Raw genomic sequence first — 12,854 nt, 5'->3', positions numbered from 1 at the left:
CTCAATCTGCGGAAGCTGATTTTCGATGCTGTCGAGCAAAGCGCACCCGTGCTGTCCACCAGCAGGTTCAGCGGTCCGTCGGCGCGGCGATACGGGGGCTGCACCTTCAGGGTCTTTTGTCTGCGGCACAGTGTGGAGTAGTCCGGAACAGGCCACTCCAGCCCCGACAGGCGTAGCAGGCTCGCCACCATCCCGGCGGTCTGCCGCAGCGGCAACTTGAACAACACCTGAATCGACAAGCAGAACTGGATCGCCGCGTCTGAGAAGATCGGCTGGCGCCCAGGGCAGCCTTCATGCGGCACGTGTCAGGCTATATCCTTATCCAGCCAGATCAGCAACGACCCGCGATTGCGGAGCGAAGCGTTGTAGGCGGACCAGTGCGTCGTGCGGTAGCGGGCGGGCTCGGGCTTGCTCATGCCACCCGTCTAACCACCTGGATTCGTGATGTGAATCCTTTGCGGTCAGAGTTCTGCAACAACGCGCTTTGGATGACCGCGCTTGTCATATGGTCGGGGGCTACTTTGGGCCCCGGCCGACCCGGACTATGAACCGCCCCGCGGAACTTCGGTCCCGATAGCACGAGCCGTCATCGTCCCTCCTTCAACAATCAAGATGCCGCGCAAGATGACAGTTTCGGGCCAGCCAGTCACTTCGAACCCTTCGTAAGGGCTGTAATCCGCCGCATCGTGCAACTCAGCGTGCCGGATCGTCCTGCGTATCTGCGGATCCCAGATCGTGATGTCGGCATCCGCACCGATCGCGATGGTGCCTTTCCGCGGATACATGTCGTACGTGCGGGCGTGGTTCGTTGATGTCAGCGCCACGAAACGTGTCAAGTCGATCCGCCCCTTCATGACGCCCTCGGAAAAAAGGATGGGCAAGCGCGTTTCGATTCCAGGGATTCCGTTCGGGATGTGCCTGAAGCTGCGCAGCCCCGCCGGATTGCGTTTGCCCTGATCGTCCTCGTACCGGAACGGACAATGGTCAGATGAAAAGAGATCGAACAGACCGGTTTGAATGCCACGCCAGCAATTCTGCTGCTCCACCATGTCGCGCGGCGGCGGCGAGCATACAAACTTGGCCCCTTCCCAGTTGTCCCGTTCCAGGTCGTCGGCCTGAAGCACCAGATACTGCGGGCATGTTTCGGCTGTAATGTTGACCCCGCGTGCGCGTGCGCGTGCGATCTCGTCGATTGCGGCGCCGTTGGAGACGTGGACGATGACGATCGGGACGTCGACGACCTCGGCCAGCGTAAGGGCGCGGTGGGTGGCCTCCCGTTCGGCGGCCACGGGCCGGGTCGTCGCGTGGGCGCGCGGCGCAATATCGCCGGCTTCCGCCGCGCGGGCCGCGAGGAACGCGATGACATCCTCGTTCTCGCAATGAACCATGACTTTCGCGCCATGCCGTCGTGCTACTTCCATCGTGGCGAGGATCCCAGCATCGTCCAGGCGCATCGCCTCATATGTCATGAACACCTTTACTGACCGTTGCCCCTCCGCGATTAGTGCGGGCAGTTCCTGGCCGAGCACCTGCGGCGTCGGATCGGTGACGATCATGTGAAACCCGAAATCGACATGCGCACCCTTGGCCTTTTCGCGGTAATCACGGAATGTGGCGGCAAGCGACTGCCCGCGTTCTTGCAGGCAGAAAGGCATTACTGTCGTGTTGCCGCCGAAGGCCGCAGCCCGCGTGGCGCTGTCGAAATCGTCGGCCATCACGATGCCCGGCCCTGAGGGTTGAGCGATATGAACATGGCTGTCGATGCCACCAGGCAACACGTACCGTCCGGTCGCGTCGATCACCCGCGTCGCGTCGTCCATCTCGCCGCCGATCTGCACGATTCGGCCGTCGCGAATCCCGATATCGGCCTTGAAAACGTCCGCAGCAGTGGCGACCGTGCCATTGGCGATAATGAGGTCGTATCGCATTCGAGTTCCTTTCAGGCGTTGATCTGGTCGAGGTCGAGATCGCCTGCGTCGCGGCGCCGATAGGCAAGACCGATCGCGAGGGTCTGGACGAGGCTCATAACTGCGGTGAGCGAACGAAAGCCGTGCAACTCTGCGTCGTCCACAGTCAGTACTTCCGCCGCATCTTCAGTGATTGGGCTAACCGGTGAATCGGTTATGGCGATCACCTTGTGGCCGGCGGCGCGTGCGGCCGACGTGGCGTCCAGCGTGGTCTGCGCATAAGGAGGGAAGCTGATCGAAACTAGCAGATCATCTGGCCGCATGACGGCGACCTGGTCCGAAGCCTGGCTGCCTATGCCGGTGATCTGAATCGTCTGTATATCCGCCCGGCGCAACGCGTAGGATAAGTATGCGGCCACCGGAAACGATCGGTCGAGCCCAATGATGTGCACGGTTCGTGCTGCCATAATCCGGTCGATGGCGGCATTGAGCGGAAGCTCGCCGAACCGACCGCTCAGATGTGCGAGGGAGGCACTGTTGGCCCGGCAGAATGATCGCCCCACCGCGCTTATGTCGGCGGGGTCGTGAACGACCTCATCGCCCTGGCTGTGGGAAATCCTCTCGGAAAGCGACGCCGGATAGACCTCGTGCAGGGGCGCACGAAACAGCTTTTGCATGTCCGAAAAACCGTCAAACCCCATCGCCTTCGCCAGTCTGACAAAGATCGACGGCGTGAGCTTCGACTTGTGGGCCATGACTGACAGGGTCTCCAGCGCGACGATCCTCTGGTTGTCGAGCACCCAGGCCCCCGCTTCGAGCATCCGGTTCGTGAAAAGACGTCGTTCGGTCAGAAGGCGACCCCGAAACGCATCCACACTCTGCGGTTTGTCTGTTTCTTCTGGATCGATGCGAGTGTCAGACATCGGCGCGCGCTCCGGAACGTATGCAGTAAGTGACCATCTTTTGGACGTGCCTCCGTTTCAATGCGCAAGGCCCTAATACATAACCGCCCCGTCGCACTTCGTCAGCGCGTTATGGAAGAACTTTGCAGTCCCGGCAACTGCCACAATCGGGCCTTGGTCTGTCAACATGACGCGGTTCGCGACCTTGGTGCAGGTATCGTCATGAAACTTTTTTTCGCAGGCTTTCGAGCCGCTCGATAAGCCGGTCAATTTCATTGAACGTGTTGTAATGCACTGCTGACACCCGGATGACCCCGTCCGGGTCGCCCAGATCGAGCGCCTGCACCAGCCGCTTCGAATGAAAGTCGCCGAAACGGATACCGACGCCCGAAGGGTCCACCGCTTCAACGATCTCGCGCGAGGACTGCCCCTCAATCACAAAAGAAATCGTCGGCACCCTCGCGTCGCGGTCCGACGACGGGTCGCCGACGATCGTCACGTCGTCGCGGCGGCGCAGATAGGCCAGCATGCGTTCGCAGAGTGCCGCCTCGTGATCGGCGATCATGTTGAAAGCAACTTCAACGGCCTCGCGGCCTTTGGCGTTGATGCCGTGCGCAGCGGCGAGGCCTTCTAAGTATTCTATCACGCCGACACAGGAATAGGCGAGTTCGTAGTTTGGGTTGCCCGGTTCCAGTTTGTTGGGAACGCGATCCTCGCCATAGAAGTAGTGATTGAGGTTGCCGGCTTTGTGGCGCAGCAGATGATACTTGCCGTAAAGCGCCGCGTGGTGCGGCCCATATGTTTTGTAGACGGAAAAGCCGTAGAAATCGGCATCCAGCGCCTTGACGTCGATGGCCCTGTGTGGGGCATAGGCCACCCCGTCGACGCATATCATCGCGCCGTGGTCGTGAACCAGGTCTGCTACGGCACGCACGTCGTTGATGCTGCCGAAGATGTTCGAGCAATGGGTCATGGCCACCAGACGGGTTTTCGGCCCCAGAAGCGGCGCAAGGCTTTCCGGTCCCGGCCGGTGTTCTCCTATCGGAAGCTCCCATGTCTTCACGATGATACCGCGCTGTTCCAGACGCCGCCACGGGCCGATGTTCGCTTCGTGGTCAAAATTCGAGACGACGACCTCGTCGCCCGGCTCCCAGTGCTGCACCAGAGCTTGTGCGAGTTGATCGAACAGCTGGGTAGCCGTAGCGCCCATCACGACCTCTTCGGCGCGGTCGGCGTTCAGCAGCGTGGCAAGCGCCGCCCGTCCGTCAGCAACCTTCCGGGAGGCTGCGACCGACGTGCTGTAGGTCGCACCCAGTTGGACGTTTGCCGAGAACATGAACTCGCTGATCCTGTCAAACACCGGCCTGGCTATCTGAGACCCTCCGGCATTATCCAGAAACGCTACATCGTCGGTAAGGGCAGGGAACTGCTTACGGACGTATGCCAGATCGAGTTTGGGCATGGGCACCTCATGAAGCTGAATTTCAGGGCAAGTGAAACAATTTTTTCGACAAGGTCAATAAAAAAAACTTTTCATTTAAACGAGGCTTGTGCAAGTTTGTCAGACGGCGGGCAATGGGAATCGCCTTGCGCCGCGCCGAAAGCGGGTTTGCGCTGTCTCTGGACGGGGCGCGCAGAATTGAGGGCCGTCCTATGAAGCAGAAACTCATACGGCGATTGATGCGCCACACGTGTTTGATTTCGATCTACCTGAAGCGCGACAACGAAGCGCCTGCCTTTACGCGCAGGCCACGCCTTACCTGCCAGCTTGCACGTTGGTTGAACGGCCAGAGGTCAGGCGCGTTAAATTTAAGCGTCTGCCGTGCGGCTTGGCTTTCCTTACCCGGTGCCCATCATGGGCCGGTTGATAGCGCTTCACTCGCTACAGAGCCTTCGCTCATCCGCTAATAAAAGAAACACGATTAACTGTTCGTTCGACAACCCGGGATCCCCCGCACTTCACGCAACCCATGCCCAGGAGGTACAAATGTTCACTCAACTGCTCAAGACCGCGCCCATGATGGGCGCGACCGTACTTGCCGCGACGTTCGCGTTCGGTAGCGCCCAGGCGCAAGATTCGGATCGACCCGTTGTACGAGTCGCCAGCAACGTCAATATTCCGCTCCGGATTTTCCGGGCAGGCAACGAAATCCAAGGATACGAATACGAGGTTTACACACAAGCGTTCGAGCGTTCCGGCTACGAGGTCGAAGTGACAGATGTTGCGTTCAGCGGTCTGTTTTCGGGCCTGCAGGCCGAACAGTGGGATGTCGTTGCATCCAACGTTTTCATCACCCCTGTGCGGCACGAAGAAATGGACCACAGCGAGCCGTATCTCGGCGCCTTCGACGCGCTGATCGTCCGGGAAGACGACAATATCCAGACCCTCGAAGACCTTGAGGGCAGCGTGGTCGGCACCGAGACTGGCACCACCCAGGCTGCCTACGCCGAGTCGCTGAATGAAGAGTACGGACCATTCGAAATCCGTTCATATGATGACATTGAGACGCAGTTGCTGGACCTCGAAGTCGGTCGGATCGACGCGCTGACGCTCGGGTATCCGACCGCTGTCACGTACATTCAAGAACGCGGCCTCTTCGAGGTGCTTTCTACCAACGACGCAAGCTTCATGATCGGCGCCTTCTTCCGCAAGGGCGATCCGCTCCGCGACGCGTTCGACGAAGGGCTTCGCAGCATCAAGGAAGACGGCACGACTGCGGCACTGTTCGAAAAGTACTTCGGCGATGCTCCGGACGAAAACTCCCCGGTCGTTCGCGTCTTTGACGAACCCTACGTACCCACAGAGTGATTGCGCGCGCTTTATAGTGCAACCAGTCCCAGCGCCCGCACAGCAGCATTGATCTGCCGTGCGGGCATGTCATGAAGTGTAAGACATCCAAGGCTTGATTATGGATATGGCCGACTTGCAAACGTCGATCCACCAATGGCGCAAGCGCTGGGCGTACCAGCCCTGGTTTCGCCGCTACGAATGGCTGGCACTAGGGCTGGCAGTGTGGATCGCAGTTGCGCTGCTTTTCCTGCCGCCATTCGGCAGGCCGACACCGTTCGGCGCTGCCAGTGTGATTGCCTGGTACCTGGCGGGCTTCGTGATGGCCGGCGTGGTGCTGAGCGACCGTGAAAAGCCGATCCTTCTTAAGCGCACCATCAGCGTAAGCGTGATCTTTCTGTTTTTTGGGCTCTTTTACCGCTACAGCGGAACACGCTGGGATCGTGTGCAGTCGCAATTTTTCGACTTCTCACGCATGGATGGCGTCTGGGAAATGTACGCTCAAGGCCTTCTGGTAACGTTGCAGGTCGCAATCGTCGCTGCCGTTCTGTCGATTATTTTCGGCCTGACATTTGGAATCCTGCGTACGCTCGGCAACCCTGTCCTCAACCTGTTTCTTGGACTGCACGTCGATTTTTTCCGCGCCTTGCCGCTGATCGTCAGTATGGTGCTGATCTTCTACGCCCTTCCCTTTGTCGGGATCCGCCTGCCAGCGTTCTGGGCGGCGGTGCTGGCTCTGGTGCTCATGAACAGCGCCTACCAGACAGAGATATTTCGCGCCGGCATAGAAAGCATCCCTCGCGGTCAGATCGATGCTGCCCGCGCACTGGGTTTGGGTCCCACCGCGACCATGCGCCACGTGATCCTGCCACAGGCGTTCAAGATTGTAATTCCGCCACTGACAAACAATCTGGTCAGTCTGGTCAAGGACACAGCCGTTGCCTACGTGATCACTGTCCCGGAACTGCTCACCAACGCGCAGCAAGCGGTCACCTGGAAACGCACACCGACACCACTCGTGCTGTCGATGTTCGTCTACCTCGCGACGCTGATCCCACTCATCCACTTGACCCGTCGTCTGGAACGCCGCCTGAACACAGGAAAGACACGATGAGTGCCGCGCCCATGATCGAAGCGCGCGGAATCCACAAGTATTTCGGCAGCATGCACGTCCTGCGCGGCATCGACGCCAGTGTGGCCCATGGCGAAGTGGCGGCGCTGATGGGAAGCTCGGGCAGCGGAAAGAGCACCTTCCTGCGCTGTCTGAACCGTATCGAGGAACCCACCGAAGGCGAGGTGCTGATCGACGGCAGTATCATCACCAACATGCGGACCGATGTGAACCGCGTCCGCGCCGACATTGGCATGGTGTTCCAGGACTATAACCTGTTTCCGCACATGACCGCACTTGAGAACGTCGCGCTTGGATTGATCCACGTTCGCAAGCGTTCACGCAGCGAAGCTCGAGACGCTGCGGCCAGCGCACTCGAACAGGTCGGCCTCGCCGATCATCTCACCAAGCACCCGCAACAACTTTCCGGCGGGCAGCAACAGCGCGTCGCAATAGCCCGCTCGCTGGCAATGCAGCCCAAGGCAATCCTGTTCGACGAGCCTACATCCGCCCTGGACCCTGAAATGGTTCACGAAGTGCTGGATGTCATGCGCGCTCTGGCCGGTGAAGGGATGACAATGGTCGTCGTAAGCCACGAAATCGGCTTTTTGCGCAAGGTTGCCGACCAACTGATCGTATTTGACGCCGGCCTGGTCGTCGAACGCGGACCGACTGTGCGTGTACTCGACGAGCCTGAGCATGAACGCACCCGCGAATTTCTGAGGGCACTAAGATGACGCACATGCTGATGAAGCCACGGCTGATGCCGCTGGCAGTGATGTTTCTCGCTGGCCTCGCTTACCTGCTGGCTGCCCCCGCGACCACCGGCATCGGTTTCGTGGTGGATGTCGCGATGACATTAGCTGTGTTCGCCCTGTTCCTTCTGCTGTTTGTCCCCGTGCAGATTGAAAAGGGCATCCCTGACTGGCTGAAGAACATCTCGGCGCTGGCGCTGATTGTGCTCATGATGGCTGCGTTCTTCCGCTGGGTTGATGCAGATTGGGGGCGCCTCCGCTACTTATTTTTCAACGTTGAGGTTATGAGCCGCCCGGGCGTGATGATGCGGATGCTGAGCGGCCTTTGGATCGCCGTGCAGGTGTTCCTGTTCTCTCTGGTTTTGGCCACGCTACTGGGCATGTTCATGGCGGTCGTGCGCAGCATCGTGAATGATGCGCTACTCAATTTCTTCATCGACGTGTATGTCGACGTGTTCCGCGCCATACCGCCGATTGTGCTGCTGCTGGTCACATATTCGGCATTGCCCTATTCGGGGATCGTGCTGTCACCCTTCGCGACTGGCGTGGTGGCGCTTACCCTAATTGAAGCCGCTTACCTCACGGAGGTGTTCCGCTCCGGCATTGAGGCGATCAATCGCAACCAGGTGCTTAGCGCCCGCAGTATCGGCCTGAGCGCCTGGCAGGCAATGCGCCTGGTGGTGCTTCCCCAATCAGTGCGAATCGTTCTGCCGGACTACTCCAACCGGCTGATTGGCCTCATGAAACGCACAGCAGAGACCTCCGTCATTGCGATTGCCGAAATCCTCAAGGTCGCGCAGGACCTGCAGTCCCAGTTCGTGAACGCCACTCCGATGATCGTAGGCGCACTGTTGTACATGGTGGTGCTGTTCCCAATGACGCGGATCGTTTCAAGGCTGGAGAAGACGCGTCCGCGAACCTGAAACGCGCGCGGCTCAGCCCGTCCGCACGAACTGACCGACAGCATCGCCACGGTCGCCTCGCCCTTCAGCGCTTCCAGCGCCACCTTCGTCTTGAACTCAGGGGCATGCTGCTTTCGTTTCGACATCTTCGATCTCTTTCGTGGTGAAGATCAGCAGACAGCAAGTATGAGCTTACGTCATTGTCCAGTTTTCGGGGACCACCTCATCCGAAGGAGGGCCCGAACGCCGTGCCACCCCGTGCGATGATGGCGCTGTGGCAGCGGCGGGTGTCATAGGCGCCGTCCGCGGTCACAGTGCCGATGGCTTCGTCGTCTTGGATCTGGTCAAGGAGATCTGGCAGGACGGGGCTATCGCCGCAGGCTCGCCACCATCCCGGCGGTCTGCCGCAGTGGCAACTTGAACAACACCTTAATCGACAAGCAGAACTGGATCGCCGCGTCTGAGAAGACCGGCGGGCGCCCAGGGCAGCCTTCATGCGGCGCGTGCCAGGCCATCTCCTTATCCAGCCAGATCAGCAACGACCCGCGATTGCGGAGCGAAGCGTTGTAGGCGGACCAGTGCGTCGTGCGGTAGCGGGCTTGCTCATGCCACCCGTCTAATCACCTGGATTCGTGATGTGAATCCTTTGCGGTCAGAGTTCTGCAACAACGCCTTATGATGACCACAATCAGTTCCGCACCCATCTCGCCGACTTCATGGCCGCCTACAACTTCGCGCGCAGGCTTAAGACCCTCGGCGGCCTCACGCCCGACGAGGACATCTACAAGATCTGGACATCAAAGCCGGATCGAGTCATCCTCGACCCGATCCACAAGATGCCGGGAACGAACACCTAGCTTCGGCACACTTGCGATCACCGTTTCCACGATCGTCGGGATCAAAGCTTAAAGGGCTTCTTTGGGGCCTCGATCCACTGGGGCTGTTCTCCCAGCAACCAAGTGGTGATCTGCGCCCGAACCCTGACCGCCATCGCCAATGGTCACCCGCAAACCCGTATCGACGATCTCCTGCCTTGGAACTTCAGGCCGTCAAGCTGAAAACCAAGTGACCCGCAGGGAACGCCTACAGTTCTGCAACAATGCGCAGTGGAGTACCCCCCAGCGCGCGGTCCAGACTGCTCAAGAACAGGTCTACATGACCGACCTCGCAGATCAGGGGCGGGCGCACCTTGAGCGTGTCCTCATTCGCCCCGGTGGTGGAGACCAGCACCGCGTCCTCGCGCAGCGCATTGACCAGATCCAGCGCCAGCTTGCGCCGCGCCGCTGGCGGGCTGTCCGGGGCGCCGATGTCGATGCCGAAAAACAGTCCGGCGTTGCGGATAGCGCGCAGGGCGGGCTGGCGGGAGGCCAGATCCTCCAACCCTTTGCGCAGCCGCGCGCCCATGGTTTGCACATGGCCAAGGATGCTGTCGCGTTCGATGATCGTCAGCACTGCATCGGCGCAGGCGATGCCAATGGTATTGCCCGCAAATGTGTTGGAATAGCGCGCGGTGACGCCGAAGCGCTCCATCGGCGCCTTGCGTCCGACCACCGCACCGATGGGGAATCCGTTGCCCATGGGTTTGCCCAGCGTCACGAGGTCGGGCACGATCCCGTGGTGCTGAAACCCCCACATATGCGCGCCGGTGCGCCCGAAACCCGGTTGCACCTCGTCGCAGATAATCAGCCCGCCCGCCGCGCGCACGGCTTCAACCCCGCCCGCAACAAATCCCGGCGGATGTGTCCAGACGCCGTCGCTGGAAAAGATGCTGTCAAACAGCAGCGCCGCAACGCCGATGCCCCGGCGCTTTAGGTCATGGATCGCGGCGCGCACCTCGGCCTCAAAATGCGCGGCGGCCTGCGCGCCGGGCACGCCTGCGGGACCGGGCAGCGTGACCATCCGCACGAAGGGGCTGATCTGCACCGCTTCGCCCAGATTGGGCGAGACCGCCGCCACCGCAGCGCTGGTGCCGTGATAGGCATAGGAGGACACAATCACTCCCTCGCCGCCGCTGGCCAGCCGGGCGATGCGCAGCGCGAGGTCGTTGGACTCGCTACCCGTGCAGGTGAAAACGACGCGGTCGATTTCGGCGGGGAAAGTGGCGGTCAGCCGTTCGGCGTAGTCGACAAGCCGGGGTTCAAGGTAGCGCGTATTGGCGCTGATCCGCCCGGCCTGATCGGCCATGGCCGCGTTAACCTCGGGGTTACAGTGGCCCAGCGAGGGGACATTGTTGTAAAAATCAAGGTAGGCCCGCCCGTCAGGGTCATAAAGCCACATCCCCTCGCCGCGCACGAAATGTACGGGCTTTCGGTATTGCAGCCGATAAGAGGCCCCCAGCACCGCATCGCGGCGGGCGATCAGATCGGCCTCGCGCGCTGGAAGTACGCTGTCACCGGGCCGGAAGCGGTTAGGCATGAGATCGGTGGTCATTAGATCGGCTTTCATGGCGTCTGGTATGTCAGATGAGGGTAGGGCAAGGTCAGTGCTGCCTTGACGGTTGCGGTGGCCGAAGCGTCGTCCAGCGCAGAAAGAATTTCAAGGCCGCGTTCCGCGCGGCCAAGGTTCTTGTTGATATAGGCGCCCTCGTCGGGAAAGAGATGCGAGCGCCAGCGGTTGATCAGGATCAGCGCCGCCTGCCGCGCGCGCATGAGCCCGACAAGAAGCCCGCATTCCAGATCCGAGAGCGGCCGGACCGAGGCATAGCCCGCCACCAGCGGTGCCGCCCCACCAAGGGGCTCTGACGGGTCGGTTACCATATGACCGGCAGCAATCGCGAGATCCTGCAAGCGCGGGTTCCAGCCGCCATCGCCGAAGTCGATGAAGCCCGGTCCGTCGGCGGTGAGGATCACGTTATGGGGGCTCGGGTCGTTATGGGTGATCTGCCAGTCGAGGTCGGGCAAGCGCGGCGCGATATGGGTGGCGTAATCCGCCATGGCCGCGCGCACCTGATCGACCAGTGGGCCGGAGGGCAGGTGTGTGACGAAACCCATCAGATGCGGCCAGCAGGCGATGTTCCACAAAACCGGACGGTTCGCAGCGGGCACCTCGGCACGTTCCAACGCCTGCCCCAGCCGCGCCACCGCTGCACCGGTGGCAAAGATCAAAGCCTCGGTCAACGGCGCGCGGTGCAGGGCTTCGCCCTCCAGTCGCGTTTGCAGATAGCCGCAGGCGCCGTCGGCCACAAACATTCGCTCACCGTGGCGCGTAGGCACCAGTTCGGACACTCTGACCCCTGGAGCGTCGTGAACAACGCCAAGGGCTGCGCTTTGAAAGCGAAAGCTCTCGATCGCCTCGGGCCGGGTTGCGGTTTTGAACATCAGGGTGCGACCATCATGCAGGCGAACCTCGGCGGTGCGCTCCACCTCGGAGGAGAGTGGGGTGATCTCACCCGTCAGTCCATAATGGCGATCCAACAGCGCGGCGGCGCGTTCGGCTTTGTCAGGGTCGGCGCGACGCGCAAGGTTATGGGCCGCAGTCTGAAACCAATGCTGAGCGGCGACGGCATTCATGGCGTGCCTGACAGGTTCCGGGCGTAAACCTCGGCCAGATCGACCAGATCCCAGTTCCCGCCAGTGAGCAGCACACAGACCTTTTCATCGGGCCGGACATTGACTGCCCCGGCGAGAAGCGCCCCAATCCCGATGCTGGCCGCAGGTTCCGCAATCAGCTTGGCGTCGCGTGCTAGGGTTTGCATGCCAGCTACGATGTGTTCATCCTCGACCAGCACAATTTCATCGACGTGACGTTCGATGATCGGCCAGGGGTTCTGCGCGGGAACGCTGATGCGCAGCCCGTCGGCGATGGTGTTGCCCAACGGCAAGGACACCCGCCGCCCCTCGATCCGGCTTTGGTAGTATTTCGGCGTCAGCGCGGGTTCGACGGCCACCACCCGCACATGGGGCTTCAGCCCCTTGATCGCCGTGGCAACGCCGGAAATCAGCCCGCCGCCACCCAAGGGCACGATGACAGTGTCCACATCGGGCAGATCGGCAAGGATCTCGCAGCCGATGGTGCCCTGTCCGGCCATCACGCGCGGGTCTTCGAACCCGTGGATCGTCTCCAGCCCGCGTTCATCGGCAATGCGATAGGCCTGTGCCCAGCGCGCAGCAGTGTCGCCATCAAACAGCACCACCTCGGCCCCCAGCGCCCGGGTATTGGCGATTTTCAGCGGCGGCGTATTTGTCGGCAGTACCAGCGTCACGGTGGTGCCCAGCATCCGCGCGGCCCATGCCAGACCCTGCGCGTGGTTGCCCGAGGATGAGGCAATGAACCCGCGCGCCACCCGTTCGGGCGGCAGTTGCAGCGTGGCGTTCAGCGCGCCACGGATCTTGAAGGCACCGGTGACCTGCAAGACCTCCGGCTTCAGCCAGACCTGACAACCCGCCGCAGAGTCAATCTTTTCGGCGCGCAGAAGCGGGGTGTGGCGGATAAAGGGCTTGATACGTTCATGCGCGTCAAGGATGTCCTGAAGGGTAGGGGCTTCTGTCAT

10 protein-coding genes and 3 pseudogenes are annotated in these 12,854 nt (G+C 61.0%); 5 read left to right on the top strand and 8 right to left on the bottom strand.

Features of this window, described 5'->3' with window-relative positions:
• Positions 1 to 44 precede the first annotated feature (44 nt).
• The 4 genes and pseudogenes from H9529_RS09020 to H9529_RS09005 all read right to left on the bottom strand — a co-directional run.
• Positions 45 to 416 (bottom strand): annotated as a pseudogene (locus H9529_RS09020) (transposase); the annotation flags it as partial.
• 126 nt (positions 417 to 542) lie between these two features.
• Entirely contained in the window at positions 543 to 1,928 is a 1,386-nt protein-coding gene (gene hydA, locus H9529_RS09015; protein ID WP_092891828.1) for a dihydropyrimidinase, read from the bottom strand.
• Between the two features lie 11 nt (positions 1,929 to 1,939).
• Positions 1,940 to 2,830 carry a MurR/RpiR family transcriptional regulator gene (locus tag H9529_RS09010; RefSeq protein ID WP_092891826.1) on the bottom strand — a complete coding sequence of 297 codons (891 nt, stop codon included), beginning with the start codon at positions 2,828 to 2,830 and terminating at the stop codon, positions 1,940 to 1,942.
• Between the two features lie 199 nt (positions 2,831 to 3,029).
• Entirely contained in the window at positions 3,030 to 4,271 is a 1,242-nt protein-coding gene (locus H9529_RS09005) for a cysteine desulfurase-like protein (RefSeq protein WP_092891824.1), read from the bottom strand.
• Between the two features lie 525 nt (positions 4,272 to 4,796).
• Between H9529_RS09005 and H9529_RS09000 the strand changes: the two genes are divergently transcribed.
• From H9529_RS09000 to H9529_RS08985, 4 genes are all read left to right on the top strand, one after another.
• The gene (locus H9529_RS09000) at positions 4,797 to 5,618 is read left to right on the top strand and encodes a substrate-binding periplasmic protein (RefSeq protein WP_176847267.1); all 822 of its coding nucleotides are present in this window, start codon (positions 4,797 to 4,799) and stop codon (positions 5,616 to 5,618) included.
• Between the two features lie 100 nt (positions 5,619 to 5,718).
• Positions 5,719 to 6,711, top strand: a complete 993-nt coding sequence (locus tag H9529_RS08995) for an amino acid ABC transporter permease (protein WP_092891820.1) — start codon at positions 5,719 to 5,721, stop codon at positions 6,709 to 6,711.
• A complete protein-coding gene (locus tag H9529_RS08990; RefSeq protein WP_305367295.1) occupies positions 6,708 to 7,445 on the top strand; it encodes an amino acid ABC transporter ATP-binding protein in 738 nt (245 codons plus the stop codon). The genes H9529_RS08995 and H9529_RS08990 overlap by 4 nt, the downstream gene beginning before the upstream one ends.
• Entirely contained in the window at positions 7,442 to 8,386 is a 945-nt protein-coding gene (locus H9529_RS08985) for an amino acid ABC transporter permease (RefSeq protein ID WP_092891818.1), read from the top strand. Before H9529_RS08990 ends, H9529_RS08985 begins: the two co-directional genes overlap by 4 nt.
• A 214-nt stretch (positions 8,387 to 8,600) precedes the next feature.
• On the opposite strand, the pseudogene H9529_RS08980 reads toward H9529_RS08985, so the two are convergent.
• Positions 8,601 to 8,964 (bottom strand): annotated as a pseudogene (locus H9529_RS08980) (transposase); the annotation flags it as partial.
• Positions 8,965 to 9,039: 75 nt separating this feature from the next.
• On the opposite strand from H9529_RS08980, the pseudogene H9529_RS08975 reads away from it, so the two are divergent.
• Positions 9,040 to 9,222 (top strand): annotated as a pseudogene (locus H9529_RS08975) (IS481 family transposase); the annotation flags it as partial.
• Between the two features lie 226 nt (positions 9,223 to 9,448).
• Here H9529_RS08975 and H9529_RS08970 read toward each other — a convergent pair.
• Genes H9529_RS08970 through H9529_RS08960 form a run of 3 tightly spaced genes read right to left on the bottom strand, consistent with a single transcriptional unit; the run spans position 9,449 to position 12,854 of the window.
• Positions 9,449 to 10,795 (bottom strand): aspartate aminotransferase family protein, encoded by a 1,347-nt coding sequence (locus tag H9529_RS08970; protein ID WP_092891816.1) that lies wholly within the window; start codon positions 10,793 to 10,795, stop codon positions 9,449 to 9,451.
• 11 nt (positions 10,796 to 10,806) lie between these two features.
• Complete coding sequence (locus H9529_RS08965) at positions 10,807 to 11,874, bottom strand: phosphotransferase (RefSeq protein WP_092891814.1); 1,068 nt, start codon at positions 11,872 to 11,874, stop codon at positions 10,807 to 10,809.
• On the bottom strand, positions 11,871 to 12,854 hold the full coding sequence (locus H9529_RS08960) for a threonine ammonia-lyase (protein WP_092891812.1): 984 nt from the start codon (positions 12,852 to 12,854) through the stop codon (positions 11,871 to 11,873). Before H9529_RS08960 ends, H9529_RS08965 begins: the two co-directional genes overlap by 4 nt.

Source organism: Roseicitreum antarcticum (assembly GCF_014681765.1).
GTDB classification, from domain to species: Bacteria; Pseudomonadota; Alphaproteobacteria; order Rhodobacterales; family Rhodobacteraceae; genus Roseicitreum; species Roseicitreum antarcticum.
The sequence above is the reverse complement of the archived record's forward strand: the minus strand, read 5'-3'. Positions and strand labels throughout refer to the sequence as shown.